This window comes from Limnohabitans sp. T6-5 (genome assembly GCF_003063315.1).
Taxonomy (GTDB): Bacteria; Pseudomonadota; Gammaproteobacteria; order Burkholderiales; family Burkholderiaceae_C; genus Limnohabitans_A.
Window position 1 is genome coordinate 921,903 of record NZ_NERV01000001.1, and the last position, 22,780, is coordinate 944,682.

At 58.7% G+C, this 22,780-nt stretch carries 22 protein-coding genes and 1 pseudogene; 10 read left to right on the forward strand and 13 right to left on the reverse strand.

Annotation, left to right across the window (positions count from 1 at the left end):
- Window positions 1–26: 26 nt before the first annotated feature.
- Complete coding sequence (locus B9Z51_RS04000) at window positions 27–356, forward strand: 2Fe-2S iron-sulfur cluster-binding protein (RefSeq protein ID WP_108371962.1); 330 nt, start codon at window positions 27–29, stop codon at window positions 354–356.
- A 389-nt stretch (window positions 357–745) separates the two neighbouring features.
- On the opposite strand, the gene ffh is transcribed toward B9Z51_RS04000, so the two are convergent.
- Window positions 746–2,128 (reverse strand): signal recognition particle protein, encoded by a 1,383-nt coding sequence (ffh, locus tag B9Z51_RS04005; protein WP_108371964.1) that lies wholly within the window; start codon window positions 2,126–2,128, stop codon window positions 746–748.
- Between the two features lie 77 nt (window positions 2,129–2,205).
- Here ffh and B9Z51_RS04010 point away from each other — a divergent pair, with 77 nt between their 5' ends.
- From B9Z51_RS04010 to B9Z51_RS04035, 6 genes are all read left to right on the forward strand, one after another.
- Window positions 2,206–3,009 carry an inner membrane protein YpjD gene (locus B9Z51_RS04010; protein WP_108371966.1) on the forward strand — a complete coding sequence of 268 codons (804 nt, stop codon included), beginning with the start codon at window positions 2,206–2,208 and terminating at the stop codon, window positions 3,007–3,009.
- Window positions 3,006–3,239: a PP0621 family protein gene (locus tag B9Z51_RS04015; protein WP_108371967.1), complete on the forward strand. Its 234-nt coding sequence runs from the start codon at window positions 3,006–3,008 to the stop codon at window positions 3,237–3,239. Before B9Z51_RS04010 ends, B9Z51_RS04015 begins: the two co-directional genes overlap by 4 nt.
- The gene (gene ampD / locus B9Z51_RS04020; RefSeq protein WP_233254806.1) at window positions 3,239–3,838 is read left to right on the forward strand and encodes a 1,6-anhydro-N-acetylmuramyl-L-alanine amidase AmpD; all 600 of its coding nucleotides are present in this window, start codon (window positions 3,239–3,241) and stop codon (window positions 3,836–3,838) included. Before B9Z51_RS04015 ends, ampD begins: the two co-directional genes overlap by 1 nt.
- A gap of 454 nt (window positions 3,839–4,292) precedes the next feature.
- On the forward strand, window positions 4,293–7,166 hold the full coding sequence (locus B9Z51_RS04025) for a ribonucleoside-diphosphate reductase subunit alpha (RefSeq protein WP_233254807.1): 2,874 nt from the start codon (window positions 4,293–4,295) through the stop codon (window positions 7,164–7,166).
- Window positions 7,167–7,307: 141 nt separating this feature from the next.
- Complete coding sequence (locus tag B9Z51_RS04030) at window positions 7,308–8,435, forward strand: ribonucleotide-diphosphate reductase subunit beta (RefSeq protein ID WP_108371969.1); 1,128 nt, start codon at window positions 7,308–7,310, stop codon at window positions 8,433–8,435.
- A 192-nt stretch (window positions 8,436–8,627) separates the two neighbouring features.
- The gene (locus tag B9Z51_RS04035; protein ID WP_108372717.1) at window positions 8,628–9,170 is read left to right on the forward strand and encodes a histone; all 543 of its coding nucleotides are present in this window, start codon (window positions 8,628–8,630) and stop codon (window positions 9,168–9,170) included.
- A gap of 67 nt (window positions 9,171–9,237) precedes the next feature.
- Here B9Z51_RS04035 and B9Z51_RS04040 read toward each other — a convergent pair whose 3' ends face one another.
- From B9Z51_RS04040 to B9Z51_RS04065, 7 genes and pseudogenes are all read right to left on the reverse strand, one after another.
- Window positions 9,238–9,990, reverse strand: a complete 753-nt coding sequence (locus B9Z51_RS04040) for a DUF3426 domain-containing protein (protein ID WP_199227469.1) — start codon at window positions 9,988–9,990, stop codon at window positions 9,238–9,240.
- A gap of 24 nt (window positions 9,991–10,014) precedes the next feature.
- A pseudogene (locus B9Z51_RS19065) lies at window positions 10,015–10,116 on the reverse strand (zinc-ribbon domain-containing protein); the annotation flags it as partial.
- Between the two features lie 31 nt (window positions 10,117–10,147).
- Window positions 10,148–11,038, reverse strand: coding sequence for a 50S ribosomal protein L11 methyltransferase (gene prmA / locus B9Z51_RS04045; RefSeq protein WP_108371973.1), 891 nt, complete (start codon window positions 11,036–11,038; stop codon window positions 10,148–10,150).
- An 11-nt stretch (window positions 11,039–11,049) separates the two neighbouring features.
- On the reverse strand, window positions 11,050–12,399 hold the full coding sequence (gene accC, locus B9Z51_RS04050; RefSeq protein WP_108371975.1) for an acetyl-CoA carboxylase biotin carboxylase subunit: 1,350 nt from the start codon (window positions 12,397–12,399) through the stop codon (window positions 11,050–11,052).
- 16 nt (window positions 12,400–12,415) lie between these two features.
- Complete coding sequence (accB, locus tag B9Z51_RS04055; protein WP_108371977.1) at window positions 12,416–12,865, reverse strand: acetyl-CoA carboxylase biotin carboxyl carrier protein; 450 nt, start codon at window positions 12,863–12,865, stop codon at window positions 12,416–12,418.
- 160 nt (window positions 12,866–13,025) lie between these two features.
- Complete coding sequence (locus B9Z51_RS04060) at window positions 13,026–13,568, reverse strand: TlpA disulfide reductase family protein (RefSeq protein ID WP_233254808.1); 543 nt, start codon at window positions 13,566–13,568, stop codon at window positions 13,026–13,028.
- A 15-nt stretch (window positions 13,569–13,583) separates the two neighbouring features.
- Complete coding sequence (locus tag B9Z51_RS04065) at window positions 13,584–14,168, reverse strand: hypothetical protein (protein WP_108371981.1); 585 nt, start codon at window positions 14,166–14,168, stop codon at window positions 13,584–13,586.
- A 61-nt stretch (window positions 14,169–14,229) separates the two neighbouring features.
- On the opposite strand from B9Z51_RS04065, the gene mpl reads away from it, so the two are divergent.
- Both mpl and B9Z51_RS04075 read left to right on the forward strand, forming a co-directional pair.
- Window positions 14,230–15,603 (forward strand): UDP-N-acetylmuramate:L-alanyl-gamma-D-glutamyl-meso-diaminopimelate ligase, encoded by a 1,374-nt coding sequence (gene mpl, locus B9Z51_RS04070; protein ID WP_108371983.1) that lies wholly within the window; start codon window positions 14,230–14,232, stop codon window positions 15,601–15,603.
- A gap of 46 nt (window positions 15,604–15,649) precedes the next feature.
- Window positions 15,650–17,419 carry a M61 family metallopeptidase gene (locus B9Z51_RS04075; protein ID WP_108371985.1) on the forward strand — a complete coding sequence of 590 codons (1,770 nt, stop codon included), beginning with the start codon at window positions 15,650–15,652 and terminating at the stop codon, window positions 17,417–17,419.
- Window positions 17,420–17,871: 452 nt separating this feature from the next.
- Here B9Z51_RS04075 and paaK read toward each other — a convergent pair whose 3' ends face one another.
- The 3 genes from paaK to B9Z51_RS04090 are packed head-to-tail and all read right to left on the reverse strand — an operon-like array spanning window position 17,872 to window position 20,464.
- Window positions 17,872–19,173, reverse strand: a complete 1,302-nt coding sequence (gene paaK, locus B9Z51_RS04080) for a phenylacetate--CoA ligase PaaK (protein WP_108371987.1) — start codon at window positions 19,171–19,173, stop codon at window positions 17,872–17,874.
- Between the two features lie 53 nt (window positions 19,174–19,226).
- Window positions 19,227–19,664 (reverse strand): hydroxyphenylacetyl-CoA thioesterase PaaI, encoded by a 438-nt coding sequence (gene paaI / locus B9Z51_RS04085; RefSeq protein ID WP_369958571.1) that lies wholly within the window; start codon window positions 19,662–19,664, stop codon window positions 19,227–19,229.
- Window positions 19,664–20,464 (reverse strand): enoyl-CoA hydratase-related protein, encoded by an 801-nt coding sequence (locus B9Z51_RS04090; RefSeq protein ID WP_108371991.1) that lies wholly within the window; start codon window positions 20,462–20,464, stop codon window positions 19,664–19,666. Before B9Z51_RS04090 ends, paaI begins: the two co-directional genes overlap by 1 nt.
- 160 nt (window positions 20,465–20,624) lie before the next feature.
- Between B9Z51_RS04090 and B9Z51_RS04095 the strand changes: the two genes are divergently transcribed.
- Window positions 20,625–21,404, forward strand: coding sequence for an enoyl-CoA hydratase (locus tag B9Z51_RS04095; protein WP_108371993.1), 780 nt, complete (start codon window positions 20,625–20,627; stop codon window positions 21,402–21,404).
- A 60-nt stretch (window positions 21,405–21,464) separates the two neighbouring features.
- Here the strand turns inward: B9Z51_RS04095 and B9Z51_RS04100 are convergent, their stop codons facing one another.
- Window positions 21,465–22,346, reverse strand: coding sequence for a formate dehydrogenase accessory sulfurtransferase FdhD (locus B9Z51_RS04100; RefSeq protein ID WP_108371995.1), 882 nt, complete (start codon window positions 22,344–22,346; stop codon window positions 21,465–21,467).
- 72 nt (window positions 22,347–22,418) lie between these two features.
- A complete protein-coding gene (locus B9Z51_RS04105; RefSeq protein ID WP_108371997.1) occupies window positions 22,419–22,772 on the reverse strand; it encodes a hypothetical protein in 354 nt (117 codons plus the stop codon).
- Window positions 22,773–22,780 lie beyond the last annotated feature (8 nt).

The window sequence follows — 22,780 nt, forward strand, 5'->3', positions numbered from 1 at the left end:
AAAGCGCGTTTGAGCGCCATGCCCCCATGATCACGATCCACCTGCAACCCCACGACCCGACCCAAGCCGCGCACAGCCTGCAAGTGCAGCCCGGCCAGAGCCTGATGCAAGCCGCAGTCGATGCCAACTTGGACGGCATCCAGGCCGATTGCGGCGGTCTGCTGACCTGCGCGACCTGCCATGTGGTGGTTCAATCAGATTGGCAATCCAAGCTGCCGCCTGCTTCAAGTGACGAGGACGGCATGCTGGCCTTCACCGCCCAAGCACGCGCGCCGGGCAGCCGCCTGTCGTGCCAGATCATGCTGACCGAAGCGCTGGACGGCCTGCAGGTGACGCTGCCCGAGAGCCAGTATTGAAACCACCGTAGATTTTGTAGGTCGGTGGTCGAAGACCCCGACATTGGCCCGTCAAGTAACAACGCCCATGCCCGAACGTGTCGACCCACAATCATGTCGGACTCTTCGAGTACCGACCTACGAGGATTTGGTCGGCGGGGGGTCACAACCCAATTCGATCGACGGAGGTCAACGACCCAAGCAAATGGAAATTCGATCGGTGTTGATCACGCCCCAAGCCGTTGGGATTTCGATCGGCGGTGATCAACGCCCCGGGCTATTGGGAATTCGTAGGTCGGTGGTCGAAGACCCTGACGTTGGGCAGCCAAGCAGCAACGCCCATGCCCGAACGTGTCGGCCCACAATCATGTCGGAATCTTCGAGTAGCGACCTACGGGGAGTATTGGCGATCAGCGTGGCATGCCGGGGAAGCCCCCGCCGCCCATCATGCCTTTCATGGCACCCATTCGTTTCATCATTTTCATCATGCCGCCGCCGGACATTTTTTTCATCATGTCCTGCATTTGCTCAAACTCCTTGAGCATGCGGTTGACGTCTTGCACCTGAACGCCCGCGCCCGCAGCAATGCGCCGCTTGCGTGTGGCCTTGATCAATTCAGGCTTGCTGCGCTCTTTGGGCGTCATGCTGTGGATGATGCCTTGCTTGCGGCCAATGTCTTTTTCAACCTTGTCCATGTCCATGGACCCAGCCTTGGCAGTCAATTGCGATGGCAGCTTGTCCATCAGGCTGGACAGGCCACCCATTTGCTTCATCTGCTGGATCTGCGCCAAAAAGTCGTTCAGGTCGAAGCTGCCGCCGCTCTTGACCTTGGCGGCCAGTTTTTGCGCGGCCTCCATGTCCACGCCCGCAGTGACTTGTTCCACCAAGGCCACGATGTCGCCCATGCCCAGCACACGGCCTGCATGACGCTCAGCATCGAACACTTCCAGTCCGTCAATTTTTTCGCTGGTACCTGCAAACTTGATCGGCACGCCCGTGATCTGGCGCACAGACAGGGCAGCACCGCCGCGCGAGTCGCCATCGAGTTTGGTCAACACAATGCCGGTCAAAGGCAAGGCGTCGCTGAACGCCTTGGCGGTGTTGGCCGCGTCCTGACCTTGCATGGCATCCACCACGAACAAGGTTTCAACCGGCTTGAGTTCAGCGTGCAGGCCCTTGATTTCAGTCATCAAGGCTTCGTCAATCGCCAGGCGACCGGCGGTGTCAACCAGCAACACATCAAAAAAGTGCTTGCGGGCGTAGTCGATGGCGGCGCGGGCAATGTCAATGGGCTTTTGGTCGGGTGAGCTGGGGAACCATTCAGCACCGGCCTGCGCAGTGACGGTCTTGAGCTGTTCAATCGCGGCGGGGCGGTACACGTCACCTGAAACGGTCAGCACCTTTTTCTTACGCTTTTCGATCAGGTGTTTGGCCAGCTTGGCGGTGGTGGTCGTTTTACCAGCACCTTGCAGACCGGCCATCAAAATCACAGCGGGCGGCTGCGCGGCCAGGTTGATGTCTGACACACCTTCGCCCATGGTGGCGGCCAGCTCGCGGTTGACCACGCCCACTAAGGCTTGGCCGGGCTTCAAAGAACCCATGACTTCTTGCCCCAGCGCTTTGTCTTTCACGCGGGCGATGAAATCGCGCACCACGGGAAGTGCCACGTCAGCCTCCAGCAGGGCCATGCGCACTTCGCGCAGCATGTCGGCCACGTTGGATTCGGTGATGCGGGCCTGTCCGCTGAGGGTCTTGACGAGGCGTGAAAGTTTGTCGGTCAGGGCGGAGGCCATGGGGAGATCCAGAAATAACCGGTCAACCGTGGTGGTGAAGCCCCTGTGGCCACACCTGAAAGGCTAAACTCGGACCCATGATTTTAGCGAGTACCCCATTCTGGATGTTGCCCGCCTCAGGGCTGGCTGCGCTGGCCTATGCACTGGCCGCCGTGGCCGGCACGCGCTTGAGCGATGAACGCGCTCGCCGCTTGCTGTGGTTGGCTTGGGCCGCCCATGCCGTTGCGTTGCTGGGCTTGCTGGCGGGGCCAGTGCGCTTCGGGTTTGCACCAGCCTTGTCGGTCATGGCTTGGTTGGTGGTGACCGCTTATATGGTGGAGCGACACATTTTTCCTCAGCTCAAGGCCCGTTGGGCCATGGGTGGGCTGGGGGCGGTGGCCGTGCTGCTGGCCTGTTTTTTTCCAGGCAGTTTGCTGTCGTCTCTGACCTCGCCTTGGCTGCCTTTGCATTGGGCTTTGGGTTTGTCCGCTTATGGCATGTTTGCCGCTGCCGTTGTTCACGCCTGGATGATGACCCGCACAGAGCACGACATCCGACAAGGACAGGAAGCGGACAGCGGTTTGCCCTTGCTGACGCTGGAGCGGCTGACCTTTCGTTTTGTGAGCGTCGGGTTCGTGCTGCTGAGCGCGACGCTGGTGGCGGGTGCTCTGTTTGGTGAAAGCCTGTACGGGCAAGGCCATAGCCATTGGCGTTGGGATCACAAAACCGTGTTTGCCTTGCTGTCCTGGCTGACTTTTGCGGTTTTGCTGATCGGGCGCAGCCAATGGGGCTGGCGGGGTCGCCGCGCCGTGCGGGTGCTGTACACGGGCGCGGGTTTGCTGCTGCTGTCTTATGCAGGCTCGCGCTTTGTTCTTGAAATTTTGTTGGGACGTGCAGGATGAAGTACCTGTTTTGGCTGTTGATCATTTTGCTGGCCATTTGGGCGTTCAAACGCAGCCGTGCGGGCAACGCCACACCCTCTCAGAATCCACCGACCGCAGGACCCACTGAAATGGTCACATGTGCCCACTGCGGCATTCACCTGCCGGTGGAAGAAGCCGTGTCGGGTCAAAAGGGCGCTTATTGCAGCACCGAGCACCGCACTTCAGCCCATGACCGCAACGCGGGCTGATGCAGCGCACGATGCCTGAGCTGCCCTCAACACCTGACCACCTTTGGCAGGACGGCTGGTACCAACCGGCCCAGCGACTTGATTCACCCAATTTCGGCCCGCGCCCCACAAACGCCTGTATTGATCTGGTGGTCATCCACTCCATCAGCCTGCCTCCAGGCCAATACGGCGGTCATGAAGTTCAGGACTTGTTCACCAACCGCCTGGATTGGCAGGCCCATCCTTACTTTGAACACATACGTGGCCTGCAGGTGTCGGCCCACTTTTATATCCAGCGCGATGGCGCGCTGTGGCAATTTGTCAGTTGTGACGACCGGGCCTGGCATGCCGGTCCATCGCACTACAGGGGCCGCAGCAATTGCAATGACGATTCCGTGGGCATTGAGCTCGAAGGCCTGGAAGGCGATTGGTTTGAAGATGTGCAATACAGCCGTCTGACACAACTGTGTAACGATCTGAAAAAGCACTACCCCATTGCGCACTTGGCAGGTCACGAGCACATTGCCCCGGGTCGCAAGCAAGATCCGGGTGCGGGTTTTGAATGGCGGCGTTTGCAATCTGCGCTGAATTTTTCAGCATCCTGTTTCCCCGCCATCTGAGCGATCTCATCCAGATCAAAAAAATAGAGTTGTGTGACCGCGCACACCTCTTCATCCAGATGTCCCTGTAACCCGCGCGCGCCCAACAACGCATTCCCTGTGTTTTCAGGGTTTTGCAAAGGAAAACCCTTCAAAAGCCACCAGAGGCTTGAATCACGTCGCAAAAAGTGGATGTTTTCTGGGGTTTTAAGGCCTCGTTTCACCCACTGAAAATCTCCACTGACTTTGACAGTTTGGAATTTTTTAGATCCAAGCTCAAAGACCACGCAAATGCCCCGGTACACTACCTGTAGTGGCTTGAATTGCTCCCGGACACCATATATAGTGTCCAACACAAATTAAAAAAATTCACATTAGTGACAATTCAACCCTCCTTAACAGAGACCAAACACCCCCATTGAAGCCCATGACCATGCAAACCAACCCAATCATTACCTCCTCGTCTTCTGGCGCAATGACCCAGCCAGAATCCGACAGCCTCAGTGCAACAAGCGGTCATGCACTGACCCACTACCAGATCATTCGCCGCAACGGCGCCGTGGTCCCGTTTGAACCCAACAAAATCGCCGTGGCCTTGATGAAGGCTTTTCTGGCGGTTCATGGCACGCAAGGCGCAGCATCTGCCAGCGTTCGCGAAGTGGTGGAAGATTTGACCAAGAATGTGGTGCGTGCACTGATGCGCTCCCGGCCAGGTGGCGGCACGTTCCATATTGAAGATGTGCAAGACCAAGTCGAACTGGGCCTGATGCGCAGCAGCAACCACGAGGTCGCACGAGCCTACGTGCTGTACCGCGAACGCCGCAATCAGGACCGTGCGCAGCAGCAAGTGGCCTCAGCCCCTCAAGAACCCACTTTGCACGTGCTCGATGGCGGCAACCTCGTCGCACTGAATCAGGACTACCTCAAAGGCATCATGGTCAACGCTTGCCATGGCCTGGGTAAAGACGTGAGCCCCGAGCCTATCGTGGCTGAGACCATGCGCAACCTGTACGACGGCGTGCCCATGGAAGAGGTTTACAAAGCCTCCATCCTGGCGGCCCGCACCTTGATCGAAAAAGACCCGGACTACACCTACGTCACCGCCCGCCTGTTGATGCACACCATTGCCAAGGAAATCCTGGGCAAGGAAGTGACGCAAGACCAGATGTCACAGGCGTACCTCGACTATTTCCCTCAGTTCATCCAAAAGGGCGTAGACAACGATCTGCTGGACGAAAAGCTGTTGCAGTTTGACTTGAAACGTCTGGCCGCAGCCCTCAAGCCCGAGCGCGACATGCAGTTCGACTACCTGGGCCTGCAAACCCTGTATGACCGCTATTTCCTGCATGTGCGCAAGACCCGCATCGAGATGCCTCAGGCCTTTTTCATGCGCGTTGCCATGGGCTTGTCGCTCAATGAAACCGACCGCGAAGCCCGAGCGATCGAGTTCTACGAAATCCTGTCGTCATTCGATTTCATGTCGTCGACGCCTACGCTGTTCAACAGCGGCACCTTGCGCTCACAGCTGTCGAGCTGCTACCTGACCACCGTGCCCGACGATCTGGACGGCATCTACGAATCGATCAAGGAAAACGCCCTGCTGTCCAAATTTGCTGGTGGCTTGGGCAACGACTGGACCCGTGTGCGCGCCATGGGCTCGCACATCAAGGGCACCAACGGTGAATCACAAGGCGTGGTGCCATTCCTCAAAGTCGTCAACGACACCGCCGTGGCGGTCAACCAGGGCGGCAAACGCAAGGGCGCGGTCTGCACCTATCTGGAGACTTGGCACCTGGACATCGAAGAATTCCTGGAACTGCGCAAGAACACCGGCGACGATCGCCGCCGCACGCACGACATGAACACAGCCAACTGGATTCCGGACCTGTTCATGCGACGCGTGATGGAAAAGGGGGACTGGACCTTGTTCTCCCCATCCGACTGCCCTGACCTGCACGACCTGTTTGGCGCTGCATTTGAAAAAGCCTATGTTGCCTATGAGCAAAAAGCCGAACGCGGCGAGCTCAAGCCCAGCAAAAAGGTGCCAGCCACAGACCTGTGGCGCAAGATGCTGTCCATGCTTTTTGAAACCGGCCACCCATGGATCACCTTCAAGGACCCTTGCAATGTGCGCTCCCCACAGCAACATGCGGGTGTTGTGCATTCCTCCAACCTCTGCACGGAAATCACGCTCAATACCAGCGATACCGAAACGGCGGTGTGTAACTTGGGCTCGGTCAACTTGTCCAAGCACCTGAAAGACAGCCCAAACGGCAAGATCATTGACCAAGAGAAGTTGCGCAAGACCATCTCAACAGCCATGCGCATGCTGGACAACGTGATCGACATCAACTATTACGCCGTCAAAAAGGCACGCGACTCCAACTTGCGCCACCGCCCTGTGGGTCTGGGCCTGATGGGCTTCCAGGATGCGCTGTATGAAATGCGCATTCCTTACGCCTCACAAGCGGCCGTGGAATTCGCCGACCAGTCGATGGAAGCGATTTGCTATTTCGCCTATTGGGCATCGACTGACTTGGCCAAAGAGCGCGGTCAATATGACAGCTACAAAGGCTCGCTGTGGGATCAAGGGATCTTGCCCCTGGACACCCTCGACCTGTTGGCCCGCGAACGTGGCGGCTACGTTGAAGTAGACCGCTCCGCCACTCTGGACTGGGATGCATTGCGTCAGAAAATCGCGCAAAACGGCATGCGCAACTCCAATTGCGTGGCCATTGCGCCCACGGCCACCATCTCCAACATCATTGGTGTCGATGCCTCCATCGAGCCATGTTTTGGCAACCTGTCCGTGAAGTCCAACCTGTCGGGCGAATTCACCGTCATCAACAGCTACTTGGTACGTGACTTGAAACGCCAGGGCCTGTGGGACGACGTGATGGTCATGGACCTGAAGCACTTCGACGGTTCACTGCGCCCTATCGACCGTGTTCCCCAAGAAATCAAGTCTTTGTACGCTACCGCGTTTGAAGTCGAAACCACTTGGTTGGTCGAAGCTGCAGCACGTCGTCAGAAATGGATCGACCAGGCGCAGTCGCTCAACATCTACATGGCTGGTGCATCGGGCAAAAAACTCGACGACACCTACAAGCTGGCCTGGTTGCGTGGACTCAAAACCACTTACTACCTGCGCACATCAAGTGCCACACAAGTCGAAAAATCGACGGTGCAAGCCGGTTCGCACAATGCCGTTTCTTCTGGTGCGCCCTCTGCTGGCATGGGTGCATTGGAAGCAGCCGCCGCTGCGGCGCAAGCTCAAATGAACGCCATACCGGCGACCGACATCAAGTTCTGCGCTATCGACGATCCTGGATGCGAAGCCTGTCAGTGATTTTTCAATGCATCGCACCTCGACGCTTAGACCTGGTGCGATGCAATTGAACAACACTTCTGGCCAGCGCAAACGCATAACGTCAATCACTGCTTTGCATTTTGTGTGCATGCTTTCATAATTTGAAGACTGGAATTTTTTATGCTGTCCTGGGACGATCAAGTCAAACCCGCATTGCAACCTGCAATGCCTGCCTCATCTGGTGCTGATGCAATGGCAGCGCCCGCTGCGGCATCTCCCGTTGCAAGTCCACGCCGCATGAACGCCGCAGACAAGCGCATCATCAACGGCCAAACCGACGTCAATCAGCTGGTGCCTTTTAAATACAAATGGGCTTGGGAAAAATACCTCGCCACCTGCGCCAACCACTGGATGCCGCAGGAAGTGAACATGAACCGCGACATCGCCCTATGGAAAGACCCCAACGGTCTGACCGAAGACGAGCGGCGCATCGTCAAGCGCAACCTCGGTTTCTTTGTGACCGCTGATTCACTGGCCGCCAACAACATCGTCTTGGGCACATACCGTCACATCACAGCCCCCGAGTGCCGCCAGTTCCTGCTGCGCCAAGCCTTCGAAGAAGCGATCCACACCCATGCTTATCAGTACATCGTGGAATCGCTGGGCCTTGATGAGAGCGAAATCTTCAACGCCTACAACGAAGTCAAATCCATCCGCGACAAAGACGAGTTCCTGATCCCGTTCATCAACGCGATCATGGACCCCAACTTCAAGACGGGAACACTGCAAACCGACCAGACCTTGCTCAAGTCTCTGATCGTGTTCGCATGCTTGATGGAAGGCCTGTTCTTCTATGTCGGCTTCACGCAAATCCTGGCATTGGGTCGTCAAAACAAGATGACAGGCGCTGCAGAGCAGTACCAATACATCCTGCGCGACGAGTCGATGCATTGCAACTTTGGCATTGACCTGATCAACACCGTCAAACTCGAAAATCCGCAATTGTGGACAACCGAGTTCAAAGCCGAAATCAAGGACCTGTTCCTCAAGGCCGTCGAACTGGAATACCGCTATGCCGAAGACACCATGCCACGCGGTGTGCTGGGCATGAACGCCTCCATGTTCAAAGGCTATTTGCGCTACATTGCCAACCGTCGGGCCACCCAAATTGGCCTAGAAGCTCTCTTCCCGAACGAAGAAAATCCCTTCCCCTGGATGAGCGAGATGATTGACCTGAAAAAAGAACGCAACTTCTTTGAAACCCGGGTCATTGAATACCAATCTGGCGGGGCCTTGTCTTGGGACTGAAGCTCTGAACACCCCTCGCATGACTCACCTCTTCAAGCCACACTCCCCAACGCCTCAAGGCGTTGTGCAGTGTGGCTTTACCGCGTTCATGGCGTTGAGGAATTCCTCAGCGCCATGGATCGCTTTGTGCACTCCAACAAGCACCAAGCGTTCCCTTTCCGTTGAGTTCTCAACTTGATCAAGGAGAAAATCATGGCAACTGCAAAAAAAGCAGCAGCAAAAAAAGCTGCCCCCGCGAAGAAGGCCGCTCCGGCCAAAGCTGCTCTAGCTAAAAAAGTAGCTGCAGCCAAGAAACCCGCTGCAAAGAAAGCCGCTCCGGCAAAAAAGGCTGCTCCAGCTAAAAAAGCCGCTGTAGCCAAAAAGCCAGCGGCCAAAAAAGCTGCGCCAGCCAAAAAAGCTGCACCCGCTAAAAAAGTAGCCGCAGCGAAAAAGCCGGCCGCCAAAAAAGCCGCTCCAGCAAAGAAAGCAGCACCAGCCAAGCAAGCTGCAGCGAAAAAAGTAGCGGCCAAAAAGCCAGCTGCCAAAAAAGCTGCACCCGCCAAAGCTGCAGCACCAGCAAAAAAAGCCACAGCCAAAAAAGCTGCTGCCAAAAAGCCAGCCGCCAAAAAGCCTGTTGTAAAAAAAGCTGCGAAAAAGCCTGCTGCAAAGAAGGCCAAGGCACCCGCTGCCCCTGCTGCACAAACTACTCTGAATCCTCAAGCTGCATGGCCGTTTCCCTCGGCCGCCAAGCCCTGATTCAGCTGTCGAACGTCAGCACTAAAAACCCGACACGGTCACACGTGCCGGGTTTTTTTATGGGATTTCAAGGGTAAAAACTCAGAACGCGATAACCCACCACGGGTAAATCCGCACCGATACGCAGCATCAGCTCGCCGGACCAAGTTTGCCCGCCTGCCAGTGTAGAGGGAGCACCCATGTCGTGCGGCAAAAGCACACGCCGCACCAAATCCTTGTCTTGCGCATCCTTGAGCGTCAACTCCAAAGCAGTCATGCCCAAAGTTTGTGCTGAGCTGTTACGTACCGTCCAATGGAGCACAAAACCGTCTTGACGCCGCACAAAGCTGGAGCTGTCGATCACCATACTGTCCGGATTGCGCAACACGGCAGACTCACAGCCTGTGATTTGGCACACCGCTTGAAAAGCTGGTGCCGAAAAAGAAAACTCTGAGGCCAGCACATCCCTTTGCAGCCAAAGCCCTTGACTCAGTAAAGTCAATATCAAGCCGACCGACAAAAAAGTCCAAGGCCAACGGTGTGCTGGCTCTGGTATTGAAGGCATATCTTGCAGGTCTGAGACAGCAAGTGGGCTGAACATACCCTCATCGACAGCCGGGAAGGCAGTTGGACTTGCGCCAGAAAGTACAGGCTCAGAACTGGAAACTTGGCCTGACAACGCCGCCTCGGGCAAAGCAGTTACGACGGGATCGTGCAGGAAGTCTGGCTCTGGTGGATGCGCTGGCTGCCAAGAGCGCTCAGAATGCTCAGAAGACAGCGGCGTTTCACGCGACTTGACCACATCAGTTAGACCTTCGGTAGCCCCTTGCCAGGCCAGCACCCGACCCGTGCTGTCAAAAACATGGTCGCAATGCCCGCACCGCAACCAGCCTTTGGCCATTTTGAACTGTTCGGGCACGACCTGATAGACCGTGACGCACTCTGGGCAGCGGGTGATCCAATTCATGCCCGATTTTAGTCAGAGTCCGCAATCGAGCTCAAGCGTTCGCAGCTTGTGCTGTCATCAAAATCCAGCCATCTTCCGAATCAGCCACCTGCAACTGCACCCAGGGCGCGTAGGCGTCCTGCAACTCCTGGGCCTGTCGCTCCAAAATTCCGGCCAAAACCAGCGAGCCACCGGGTGCGACATGCGAACACAGTAAAGGTGCGAGCACCTTCAAGGGCGTGGCCAAAATATTGGCCAAGACTGTCTGATAGCGCCCTTGGGCCTGCTCTGGCAGACCCGCCACCAACTCGACATGGTTGGCTTCGGCATTCAAACGGGTCGAGGTCACCGCCGCCTCATCAATGTCCACCGCGTCAAGGTGGGTGGCACCGTATTTGGCTGCACCAATGGCCAGGATGCCCGAACCACAGCCGTAATCCAGCACACGTTGGCCTGCCAAGTCATGCCGGGCAATCCATCGCAAGCACATGCGGGTGGTTGGATGCGTTCCGGTACCAAACGCCAGCCCCGGGTCCAGACGAATGATCTGGCGGGCTTGTGCTGGTGGCTCATGCCAGGTCGGCACAATCCAGAAATCGGGCGTGACCTCTACCGGTGCAAACTGGGACTGCGTCAAACGCACCCAATCCTGATCGGCCAGCGCTTGAATGCCCAGCAGGCGGCATTCTTCAAAAAAATCCTGCGCACCCAGCAACACCGCCGCCTCTTTGGCAGCTGCTTCCTGTGCAAACAGGGCCACCATGCGCGAACGCTGCCAGCCGTCTTTGGGCGGTGGCATGCCAGGCTCGCCAAACAAAGCCTGCTCTGCAGGGGTCTGGGCGTCAGCGTCTTCCACCGACACGCTCAAGGCATCCAAGGCATCGAGCGCATCGCTCAAGACATCGACCCGCTCTTCCGGGCACAGCAAGCTGAGTTCAAACATGCGTGATCCGTTCAGCGCTTATGCTGGCTGAGCCAGTGTTCGAGATAGTGGATGTTGGTACCACCCGACATGAATTTGGCGTCAACCATCAACTCGCGGTGCAGCGGAATGTTGGTGCTGATGCCTTCGATCACGGTCTCGGCCAAAGCCGTTTGCATGCGGGCCAGCGCCTGTTCTCGCGTGTCGCCATGCACAATGATTTTGCCGATCATCGAATCGTAGTTGGGTGGCACAAAGTAGTTGTTGTAAGCATGCGAATCCACTCGCACCCCAGGGCCACCGGGCATGTGCCAGGACGTGATGCGGCCAGGAGAGGGCGTGAACTTGAAGGCATCTTCAGCATTCACGCGGCACTCAATGGCATGCCCGCGGATCTGGATGTCGCGCTGGGTGAAAGGCAGCTTTTCGCCTGCCGCCACCATGATCTGGGTTTTCACGATGTCCACACCCGTGATCCATTCGGTCACCGGATGCTCCACTTGAACACGGGTGTTCATTTCAATGAAATAGAACTCGCCATTTTCGTACAGGAACTCAAAGGTGCCCGCGCCACGGTAGCCGATCTTCTTGCAAGCGGCCACGCAACGCTCACCGATCTTTTCAATCAGCTTGCGGGGAATGCCTGGCGCTGGCGCCTCTTCGATCACTTTTTGGTGACGACGCTGCATGGAGCAGTCACGCTCGCCCAAATAGACGGCGTTCTTGTACTTGTCGGCCAGGATCTGGATCTCGACATGGCGCGGGTTCTGCAAGAACTTTTCCATGTAGACCGCAGGATTACCGAAAGCCGCACCGGCTTCGGCCTTGGTCATTTGCACCGCATTGATCAGCGCCGCTTCGGTGTGTACCACACGCATGCCGCGACCGCCGCCGCCGCCTGCAGCCTTGATGATCACCGGGTAACCCACGCTCTTGGCAATGCGCCGGATCTGGGCAGGATCGTCGGGCAATTCACCTTCAGAGCCGGGCACGCACGGCACGCCCGCGCGGATCATGGCCTGCTTGGCCGACACCTTGTCACCCATGATGCGGATCGACTCAGGTGTTGGGCCAATGAACTGGAAACCACTTTTTTCGACGCGCTCGGCGAAATCAGCGTTCTCGCTCAAAAAGCCATAGCCAGGATGAATCGCCTCGGCATCCGTCACTTCTGCCGCCGAAATGATCGCAGGCATATTGAGGTAGCTCAGGGGCGAGGCTGCAGGGCCGATACAGACGGCTTCTTCTGCCAACTTCACGTATTTGGCTTCTTTGTCCGCCTCGGAATAGACCATCACGGCCTTGACACCGAGTTCGCGGCAGGCCCGCTGGATACGCAAAGCGATCTCACCGCGGTTGGCCACCAGGATTTTCTTGAACATGAAATCCCCGTTCGGTTTATTCAACGATGAACAAAGGCTGGCCGTATTCGGTCGCTTGACCGTTTTCGCACAGGATTTGTGTCACGGTACCGGACTTGTCCGATTCGATCTCATTGAGGATTTTCATTGCTTCAATGATGCACAGCGTATCGCCTTCCTTGACGACCGAGCCAATTTGCACAAAAGGCGCTGCACCAGGGCTGGACGAGCGGTAGAAGGTTCCGACCATGGGTGATTTGACGGCGTGGCCTGCAGGCGCTGCAGGAACTTCAGCAGCCACAGGTGCCGCTGCTACAGGTGCTGCGACAACCGGTGCGGGTGCTGCGACTTGCTGCATCACCATCGGGGCAGCGACACCCATGCTCTTGACAATGCGAACTTTGCCTTCGGCTTCGGTGATCTCCAATTCAGAGACGTTTGAGTCTGATACCAAGTCGATCAGGGTTTTGAGTTTGCGCAAATCCATAGGTCCTCCATTGCGTAAGCCAACGTAATGGTTTGAATTTACACCAATTTCCGGCAAAAGCACGCTAAATCAGCGCCTTCTTTGCGCAAAAATTTGATTTTTTAATCAAATTTGATAAATTCAACAGTACAAAGCACGGGCTTTGCCGCATCCATGAGATTCAAGCGCCTTGAGAGCGCCATCGGGACAAGTCATCTGGCGACAATTGCCCCAGTTTTTGCAGCCAAATGGCGCCATCACTCTTAAAAAACACGCTAAAAGGCAAACCGCCCGCGCTGTTCCCCAATGATTTAGCCAATTCTGTGCCCCCCAAACCCGCCAGACCGATCGGGAAACCCAAAGGCTGCCGAGCGAGGAAGCGCTTGACTGCACTCGGTTGATCAATCGCCAATGCCAACACTTGAAAGCCGTTGACATGCTGTTCGCGCCAAAAGGCATCAATCAGGGGCAACTCCTCGACACAAGGTGGACACCATGTGGCCCAAAAATTCACCAACAGCGGTTTGCCGCGAAAAGTGGCCAGGTCGAGCACTTCGCCCGTCACCGTTTCAAATTTTTGCGTCCAAAAAGTCTGCCCCACATCGCTGGTGAGTGCGCGCGGCTGCAAACGCCACCAAGACAGCGCAGCGCCACCCACAGCAGCCAGGGCACCGGCCCCCAGCAACCAGCGCCGACGGGAAGGCGTGTGAATTGTTTGTGTCATGGCGGGCATTGTCTTTCAAGCAGCCAACAAGCGCTCCAGCGCCTGCAAATCGCCCCGAGGGGGGCGGCCTTGCGCATCAGGCAGCAAAGCCCCTCGCACATCATCCAGGTCATAAATGCGCAAATGCACACCAATGTCTTCGCCCAGTGCTTCACAAAAACTGTGCAGACTGAGCACATCGACATCATCGCCATGCATGCCCCGAACGGTCTGAACTTCATAGCGCTGGTTCTGGTTGATCAGGGCAATTTCGGCCGACTTGGGGTCATCGCAAAACAAGGCCAAATCCACATCCGATAAACGCGTGGCCCACCCTTGCCAGACTGCCCCCCCCAAGTGGGGGCGAAATTCTGCCAGCCGCTGCATCCAGACGCGGGCCAATTCGCGCAGGGCCAGCAATTCGCCGGGCTGGGTATCGGCACAAAACAGGGCGATGTAATCACGAACCTCGCTCTCCAGCAGCTCATTGGGTGGTAAAGCGGTGCGCCCCGGTAAGCCCAACTCCTTCAATGCGCGGTGCTTGGCGGGACCAAAAGCCAAGCCCTCTTCCACCACCAAGCGCGCCGCCGTGGCAGCAATTTCGTGTGCGACATCATTCATGGCGTTCGATTGTGCCTGTGCGCTTGCGGGCCGCTCAGCCCCCGGCGCCTAAAATCCTGCCATGCATATTCATATTCTGGGCATTTGCGGCACCTTCATGGGTGGATTGGCAGCACTGGCACGCGAAGCCGGGCATCGGGTCACCGGTTGCGATACCGGGGTCTACCCCCCCATGAGCGAGCAATTGCGGGCTTTGGGCATCGACTTGATCGAAGGCTTTGGTGCTGATCAGATGGCGCTCAAACCTGACATGTATGTGATCGGCAACGTGGTCAGCCGCGCCAGACAGGCCGATGGCAACCCGAAATTCCCGCTGATGGAGGCCATTCTCGAAGCTGGGGCCCCCTACACCAGCGGGCCCCAATGGCTGTCAGAACATGTCTTGCAAGGCCGCCATGTGCTGGCGGTGGCTGGCACGCACGGCAAAACCACCACCACCTCCATGCTGACTTGGGTGCTGGAGCAAGCGGGTCTTCAACCGGGCTTTCTGGTGGGTGGCGTGCCTTTGAACTTTGGCGTCTCGGCACGCCTGGGGGCCGGCAACTGTTTCGTGATCGAAGCCGATGAATACGACACCGCCTTTTTCGACAAGCGCAGCAAGTTTGTGCACTACCGCCCCCGAACCGCCATCCTGAACAATCTTGAATTCGACCACGCCGACATCTTTGACAACCTGGCCGCCATCGAACGGCAGTTCCATCACCTGGTGCGCACCATCCCGGGCTCCGGCCGTGTCGTCGTCAATGGTCTGGAAGAAAGCCTGACCCGCGTGCTCTCACAAGGCTGCTGGAGCGAAGTGCGCAGCTTTGGCGCAGCGGTCAGTGACTTCGCGGCAGAAGGTGAGCCCTCAGACTTTCAGGTCCTTCAAGCTGGCCGGTCTGTGGCCCGCGTGCAATGGTCCATTGGCGGCGTGCACAACCAGCTCAACGCCCTGGCTGCCATCGCAGCAGCCGAGCATGTCGGGGTCGCCCCTGAAACGGCAGCTCGGGCTTTGTCCAGTTTTGAAAACGTCAAACGCCGCATGGAAGTGCGTGGCACCGTGAAGGGCATCACCGTCTATGACGACTTTGCGCACCACCCCACCGCCATCCGCACCACCATCAACGGCTTGCGTCGTCAGATCGGCCCGGATGCGCGCATCCTGGCCATCTTTGAGCCACGCAGCAACACCATGAAACTGGGCACCATGAAAGCCCAACTGCCTTGGAGCCTGGAAGAAGCAGACCTCGCCTTTTGCCATGCAGGTGGCCTGGACTGGGACGCCGCTGCGGCGCTGGCCCCCATGGGCCAGAAGGCTCAAGTCGGTGCCAACGTGGCCGAAGTCATTGGCCAGGTGCTGGCGCAAGTCAAGCCTGGCGATCACCTCTTGTGCATGAGCAATGGCGGTTTTGGTGGTATCCATGCACAGCTGCTGAAGGCACTGGGCCAAGCCTGAGCCCCTTTACACCTGCTGCCCCATAAATCTGCCAGATTGCTCACTCATGCCCCCCATCCTTTACAGCATCGAAGCTGCCGACCTTCACGCCCACCTTTTTCGCGTCACCCTGACCGTCAGTGAACCCGCGCAATTGCAAACCGTGTCTTTGCCGGTCTGGATTCCTGGCAGCTACCTGGTGCGCGAGTTCTCCAAAAACCTGCAAAAACTGCAGGCCAAACAAGGCCGCCGCACAGCGCCGATCGAACAAAAAGACAAATGCACCTGGCACATCACTTGCCGCACAGCTGAGCCTCTGGTGCTGAGCTATGAGGTGTATGCCTTTGACAATTCGGTGCGCACCGGCTGGCTGGACAGCCAACGGGGCTTTTTCAATAGCACCAGCTTGTGCCTGCGGGTGCACGGGCAAGAGCAGCATCCGCAGCAGTTGCTGCTGCACCCCGTCAAAGGCCAAGCCAGCTGGCAAGCGGCCACAGGACTGATGCCGGTCAAGACCGACAAACGCGGTTTTGGCCTCTACCAAGCCGCCAACTATGACGAACTGGTGGACTGCCCCGTGGAGATGGGCGATTTCTGGTCTGGCAGCTTTGTGGCCTGCGGCATCACGCACCGATTTGTCGTGGCGGGTGCCCTGCCCTCTTTCGATGGTGATCGCTTGCTGGCCGACACCCAAAAAATTTGTGAAGCCGAAATCCAGTTCTGGCACGGCCCTGGCAAACAAGCAGGCCGCAAAGCCCCCCATCAAAACTACCTCTTCATGCTCAACGCCGTGCATGATGGCTATGGCGGTCTGGAGCATCGCAACAGCACCGCCCTGATCTGCAACCGTGCGGACTTGCCACGCCAGACCAGCCCCCGCACCAACGAGGGCTACACCACGCTGCTGGGGCTGATCAGCCATGAATACTTCCACACCTGGAACGTCAAGCAGCTGCGCCCCGACGCCTTCACCCGCTACGACTACACGCAAGAAAACTACACCCCATTGCTGTGGTTCTTTGAAGGCTTCACCAGTTACTACGACGACCTCTTGCTGCGCCGCGCAGGGCTGATTGACGACGCCACTTACATCCAACTGCTGGGCAAAACCATGGCGCAAGTGCAGCAAACACCGGGCCGCCTTGTGCAGACGGTGGCCCAGGCGAGCTTTGACGCCTGGGTCAAGTACTACCGGCAAGACGAGAACACGCCCAACGCCACCGTGAGCTACTACACCAAGGGCGCGTTGGTGGCGCTGTGCCTGGACCTGACGCTGCGCAGCGAATTCAAGACCGAAGGCCACACGCTTGACGCTGTGATGCGGGGCTTGTGGAAACACTGCAAAGCCGGACCCATGCGCGAACAAGACCTGCTCGACGAACTGCAATCGCTCACTGGCCGCAGTTGGCAGCGAGAGATCAAGGCCTGGGTGCACAGCACGGCCGAGCTGCCACTGGCCAAACTGCTCGAATCACAAGGCCTGCGCATCCACGCAGAACCGGGCAACTTTGCCCAGCACCTGGGCGTTCGCGCCGTGGACAGCCAAGGCTCGGTGCAGATCAAGGCGGTGCTGCGCGGCAGCGCGGCCGAGCAAGCCGGGCTGTCGGCAGGCGACGAATGGTTGGGGCTGGAGGTCGGCGCGCGCGGCCAAGGCGGCAGCTGGCGCGTGAGCCAGCTCGACCATGTGCCCACCCTGCTGGGCAAGGAGCGCCAACTCATTGCGCTGGTATCGCGCGACCGGAAACTGTTGCGCCTGCCCATGACCGTGCTTCAGCAAAGCACCGTGTGGCGGCTGGAAGTGCCCAAGGACCGCCAGGCCAGCTGGCCTGCGGTCTGAATTTCGGGGAAACCCTCGCGGCGAGAGCGCCGCTCCTACACTGCAAGGATGTTGGGCACGCCTTGTGGGAGCCCCGCCCTCTGGGCGATAGCCGGTGGACTGCGCACGCCCAATCGCGGCGAGAGCGCCGCTCCTAGGCTGCAACGATGATGGGCACGCCTTGTGGGAACCCCGCCCTCGGGGCGATAGCCGGTGGACTGCGCACGCCCAATCGCGGCGGGGGCGCCGCTCCTACACTGCAACGATGTTGGGCACGCCTTGTGGGAGCCCCGCCCTCGGGACGATAGCCGGTGGACTGTGCACGCCCAATTGCGGCGAGGGCGCCGCTCCTACACTGCAACGATGATGGGCACGCCTTGTGGGAGCCCCGCCCTCGGGGCGATAGCCGGTGGACTGTGCACGCCCAATTGCGGCGAGGGCGCCGCTCCTACCCCCCCCGCCCACGACAAGCTTCACTTCTTGCGAAGGTCGACCACCCGTTTGGCCTTGCCCTGGCTGCGTTCGACGCCGCCCTCGGCCTTGAGCTCGATCGCCACGCTCGAACCGATGAACACCTTGATCTCGTGCTGCAGCATCTTGGCGGCAGCGCGGGCTTCGATGCTGTCGGGTGACACGCCGGGCTTGGTCTCAACCAGCACCTTCAGGTCGTCCATAGGGCCATCACGGGTGAGCACGCACTGGTAGTGCGGGGCCAGTTCGCTGCGCTTCAAGATCAGCTCTTCGATCTGGCTGGGGAACACGTTCACGCCGCGGATGATCATCATGTCGTCGCTGCGGCCGGTGATCTTTTCCATGCGGCGCATGGTGCGGGCGGTGCCCGGCAACAGGCGCGTCAGGTCACGCGTGCGGTAGCGGATGATGGGCAGCGCTTCTTTGGTGAGGCTGGTGAACACCAGCTCACCCATCTCACCGTCGGCCACGGGCTCGCCGGTCTCGGGGTGGATGATCTCGGGGTAGAAATGGTCTTCCCAGATGGTCGGGCCGTCCTTGGTCTCGATGCATTCGCTGGCCACGCCCGGCCCCATCACTTCAGACAAGCCGTAGATGTCCACCGCGTCAATGTTCATGCGCTTTTCGATGGCGGCTCGCATGTCGTTGGTCCAGGGCTCGGCGCCAAAGATACCGATGCGCAGAGAGCTGGTCTTGGGGTCGATGCCTTGCCGCTCAAACTCATCAGCAATGGCCAGCATGTAGCTGGGCGTGACCATGATGATGGTGGACTTGAAATCCTGGATCAGCTGCACCTGGCGCTCGGTTTGGCCGCCGCCAAAAGGCACCACAGTGAGGCCCAGTTTTTCAGCGCCATAGTGCGCACCCATGCCACCTGTGAACAGTCCGTAGCCGTAGCTGACGTGCACCATGTCACCAGGCTTGGCACCACCCGCGCGGATGCTGCGGGCCACCACGGTGGACCAGGTGTCAATGTCTTTCAAGGTGTAGCCCACCACCGTAGGTTTGCCCGTGGTGCCGCTGGACGCGTGGATGCGGGCGCAGTTTTCACGCGACACGGCGAACATGCCAAAGGGGTAGCTGTCGCGCAGGTCCGACTTGGTGGTGAAGGGGAACTTGGCGATGTCGGCCAGCGTTTTGCAGTCGTCCGGGTGCACGCCTGCGGCGTCGAACTTGGCGCGGTACACGGGCGAGTTGGCATAGGCGTGCTGCAGGGTTTGTTGCAGGCGCTTGAGCTGCAGGCTGCGCAGCTCGTCGATGCTGGCCTTTTCAATCGGCTCCAGGGGGAAGGCTTTTTGACTCATGAGAACTCCACTTGTTCAGTTGAAGGCAGCGCTCAAGCTCTGCCCTGATGGATTTATTCAGGCACCACGGTGCCAGGGATTTGCGCACTCTTGCCACGGAACATGGCGATCACTTCGCCGTTCTGGTTCGTGACCTTCATGTCGTAGATGCCGTGGCGGCCGCTGAGCGTTTGCTCAAGGCCTTCACAGGTCAGCACATCGCCCAATTTGCCGGGCTTCAAAAATTCGATGCTGCAACCGGCCGCCACCGCGTTCTTGTTGTAGCTGTTGCAGGCAAAGGCAAAGGTGGAGTCGGCCAGCGTGAAGATGAAGCCGCCATGGCAAATTTGGTGGCCGTTCAGGTGCAGCGCTTTGACCTCCATTCGGATGACGGCGCGGCCAGGCTCGCAACTGAGCAGCGCCATGCCCATGGTGTCTTTGGAGGCCACGTCGACGGCGAACATGGTTTCGCCCACCAGACGGGCCAGGGCTTTGGGGTCGGTTGTGCTCATCATTCGCCTTTGAATTGGGGGGCACGCTTTTGCAGGAAGGCGTTCACACCTTCCATATAGTCGTGCGTTTTGCCCAGCGCCGATTGCGTGTCGCGCTCCACATTCAGGTGGGCGTCCAGCGAGCGGGTGCCCGCGTCGCGCAACAGGTGGCGCGTAGCGACCAGCGCCTTGGTCGGCATCACCGCCAGCTTGTCGGCCAGCGCCAGCGCAGCGGCAACGCAATCCTCGGCCACATCCCAGATCAAGCCCCACTCCTTGGCCTTGTCGGCGCTCAGCTTGTCGCCTGTCATGGCCAGCGCCATGGCGCGGGGCAGACCCAAGCGCTCCACCAGCAGCCAGCTGCCACCCGCGTCCGGAATCAGGCCGATCTTGCTGAACGCCTGCACAAAGCTGGCCGTGGGTGCGGCGATCGCGATGTCGCAGGCCATGGCCACCGAGGCGCCTGCACCCGCCGCCACGCCGTTGACAGCGCAGATCACGGGCATGCGCAGTGATTGCAAGCGGCGCGTGGTGGGGTTGAAGGCGTCATTGATCACCGGACCGGGATCAGCGCGCTCCAGCAAGCCGGGGCCGGGTGTGAAGTCGAGTTCAGACAGATCCAGCCCGGCGCAAAAGCCACGACCTGCTCCCGTCAGCACCAAGGCGCGCACGGCCGGATTGGCCTCAGCTTGGTCCAGCGCAGCCCACAGGGCCTGGTGCATTTCCCGGGTGAAGCTGTTGAGGGCTTGGGGGCGGTTGAGGGTGACCAGCGCCACGGCGCCTCGCACTTCATACAGCACCGATGCGGTTGATTCGGTCATATGGTGTCTCCAGAATCCACGAATGTACCATTAACCGACCGATCGGTTGGTTAATGTTTTCCCTATGAAATCAGCTCTATCGCTCTCCGGCGACAGACAAGTGACAGGGGGCTTGGTTATAGTGCGAGGCAATCATTTTCACCCCCTGCTGGAGAAGCACTTGAGCTACGAAAACATCGAAGTCCGCACCGAAGGCGGCAAGGTCGGCATCATCACCTTGAACCGTCCCAAAGCGCTCAATGCGCTCAATGGTCAGCTCATGGACGAACTGGGCGCCGCCCTCAAAGTATTCGAAGCGGACGACGCCATTGGCTGCATGATCATCACCGGCAGCGAAAAAGCTTTTGCCGCGGGCGCCGACATCTCGGCCATGGCCAAGTACAACTTCCACGAGGTCTACAAACAGGACTTCATCACACGCAACTGGGAAACCATCCGCAGCATCCGCAAGCCCGTGATCGCCGCAGTGAGTGGTTTTGCGCTCGGTGGCGGCTGCGAGCTGGCCATGATGTGCGACTTCATCATCGCCGCCGACAACGCCAAGTTTGGCCAGCCCGAAATCAAGATTGGCATCATTCCCGGCGCAGGCGGCACACAGCGTCTGCCCCGCGCCTTGGGCAAGTCCAAAGCCATGGACCTGGTGCTGACCGGCCGCATGATGGACGCCCAAGAAGCAGAACGTGCAGGCCTGGTCAGCCGTGTGGTGCCACTGGACAAGATGATGGACGAAGCGCTGGGCGCGGCCTTGATGATCTGCGGCTATGGCCAGCTGTCGGTGATGGCCGCCAAGGAAAGCGTGAACCGCGCCTTTGAAAGCGGCCTGTCGGATGGCGTGATGTTTGAGCGCCGCCTGTTCCACAGCCTGTTTGCCACGGCCGATCAGAAAGAGGGCATGGACGCCTTCCTGAACAAACGTGCACCGAACTTTGTGAACGGCTGAAAAGCAGATCGCCAGCAGGGCTGGCTCCTGCGTGTAAGACCCGTGCTGGCCTGCCAGCGTTCAGCTGTTCGATGTTTTATCGACCAGCTCGGGTTGCCAGACCAAGCGCTCAGCCCCGCTGAAGCACAAAAAGCGCTTGTTGGTGGCCCGGCCAATGGCGCACAAACCCAGACGATTCGCCACATCCAGGCCCATTTGGGTGATGCCGCTGCGCGAGACCACCACCGGAATGCCCATCTGGGCCGATTTGATGACCATCTCGCTGGTCAGTCGTCCGGTGGTGTAGAACACCTTGTTGTGCCCGCTGATGTCGTTCATCCACATCCAGCCCGCAATCGTGTCCACCGCGTTGTGACGGCCCACGTCTTCGACAAACATGACCATCTTATCGCCTTCAAACAAGGCACATCCATGCACCGAGCCCGAGGATTTGTAGGTGGTTTCCTGCAAACGGATGGCGTTCACCAAGCCATAGAGCTGGCCCTGGGTGATCTGTGCGGGCGGAAGCTGAATGTCGTCCAGATGCGCCATCAGGTCACCAAACACACTGCCCTGGCCACAACCCGTGGTGACCACGCGTTCAGCACTGCGCTGCACGATCACCTCGGCACCGGGTCGGGTCTTGACGGCTGCCACACCAGGCTCGCCCACTTCGCCCTCACCCACCGTCCAGTCCACGGTGATGGATTCAATCTGGTCGACCGAATCGATCAGGCGCTGGTTGCGCAAAAAGCCCAGCACCAACAACTCGGGCTGAGCCCCCAGGGTCATGAGCGTCACCAGTTCATGCTTGTCCAGATACACCGTGAGCGCCCGCTCCGCCGGAATCGCCGTCTTCAGTGGCTCACCGCGTTCGTCGACGACAGGCACAGTGCGTGTCAAGCGGGCACGCGTCTGGGTCAGATGGGGCTTGGTGGGGGAATCAATCACAACAGCAGACATGGGTGGAGCCTAACGCAAAAAAATCCCCCGCCGCTGCCGACGGGGGATTTTGGACAACAGGCAAAGAAGAGGTCAGCCTTTTTTGGCAGGTGCTGCTGCAGGCACAGGAGCCGCAGGCTTGACCGCGGCGGGCGCGGCTGCAACACCAGCAGGCGCAGCCGGATCGGCGGGTTTGTAAGCCCCGGGGTCCACACAAGCGGGCGTGGCAGTGGGGGCGGCTTTGCCCTTGCCGTTGGTTTTGTAATAGTGCGCAGCCACTTTCTCACGTGACTTGCACAGCTGGAAATCGGCCACTTTGTTGCCGTGGGCGGTCTTGGCCGCAGCTTCCGCTGCTTTGGCTTTGGCCTCGTCGCTGGGCGCGGGCAATTTGGCCCAAGCGCTTGAGGCGAGAAGCAAGGCAACTGCCAGGGTGATGTTCTTGATCATGAAGGTCT

Bases quoted from the DNA above. Each gene is read 5' to 3' on its own strand.
- B9Z51_RS04025 (WP_233254807.1), top strand. From the start codon at position 4,293: ATGACCCAGCCAGAATCCGACAGCCTCAGTGCAACAAGCGGTCATGCA.
- accB (WP_108371977.1), bottom strand. From the start codon at position 12,865: ATGGATTTGCGCAAACTCAAAACCCTGATCGACTTGGTATCAGACTCA.
- B9Z51_RS04105 (WP_108371997.1), bottom strand. From the start codon at position 22,772: ATGATCAAGAACATCACCCTGGCAGTTGCCTTGCTTCTCGCCTCAAGC.
- B9Z51_RS04015 (WP_108371967.1), top strand. From the start codon at position 3,006: ATGAAGTACCTGTTTTGGCTGTTGATCATTTTGCTGGCCATTTGGGCG.
- B9Z51_RS04060 (WP_233254808.1), bottom strand. From the start codon at position 13,568: ATGACACAAACAATTCACACGCCTTCCCGTCGGCGCTGGTTGCTGGGG.
- paaI (WP_369958571.1), bottom strand. From the start codon at position 19,664: ATGAGCACAACCGACCCCAAAGCCCTGGCCCGTCTGGTGGGCGAAACC.
- B9Z51_RS04000 (WP_108371962.1), top strand. From the start codon at position 27: ATGATCACGATCCACCTGCAACCCCACGACCCGACCCAAGCCGCGCAC.
- B9Z51_RS04010 (WP_108371966.1), top strand. From the start codon at position 2,206: ATGATTTTAGCGAGTACCCCATTCTGGATGTTGCCCGCCTCAGGGCTG.
- B9Z51_RS04075 (WP_108371985.1), top strand. From the start codon at position 15,650: ATGCCCCCCATCCTTTACAGCATCGAAGCTGCCGACCTTCACGCCCAC.
- mpl (WP_108371983.1), top strand. From the start codon at position 14,230: ATGCATATTCATATTCTGGGCATTTGCGGCACCTTCATGGGTGGATTG.
- B9Z51_RS04065 (WP_108371981.1), bottom strand. From the start codon at position 14,168: ATGAATGATGTCGCACACGAAATTGCTGCCACGGCGGCGCGCTTGGTG.
- prmA (WP_108371973.1), bottom strand. From the start codon at position 11,038: ATGTTTGAACTCAGCTTGCTGTGCCCGGAAGAGCGGGTCGATGTCTTG.
- B9Z51_RS04100 (WP_108371995.1), bottom strand. From the start codon at position 22,346: ATGTCTGCTGTTGTGATTGATTCCCCCACCAAGCCCCATCTGACCCAG.
- accC (WP_108371975.1), bottom strand. From the start codon at position 12,399: ATGTTCAAGAAAATCCTGGTGGCCAACCGCGGTGAGATCGCTTTGCGT.
- B9Z51_RS04030 (WP_108371969.1), top strand. From the start codon at position 7,308: ATGCTGTCCTGGGACGATCAAGTCAAACCCGCATTGCAACCTGCAATG.
- B9Z51_RS04035 (WP_108372717.1), top strand. From the start codon at position 8,628: ATGGCAACTGCAAAAAAAGCAGCAGCAAAAAAAGCTGCCCCCGCGAAG.
- ampD (WP_233254806.1), top strand. From the start codon at position 3,239: ATGCAGCGCACGATGCCTGAGCTGCCCTCAACACCTGACCACCTTTGG.
- B9Z51_RS04090 (WP_108371991.1), bottom strand. From the start codon at position 20,464: ATGACCGAATCAACCGCATCGGTGCTGTATGAAGTGCGAGGCGCCGTG.
- paaK (WP_108371987.1), bottom strand. From the start codon at position 19,173: ATGAGTCAAAAAGCCTTCCCCCTGGAGCCGATTGAAAAGGCCAGCATC.
- ffh (WP_108371964.1), bottom strand. From the start codon at position 2,128: ATGGCCTCCGCCCTGACCGACAAACTTTCACGCCTCGTCAAGACCCTC.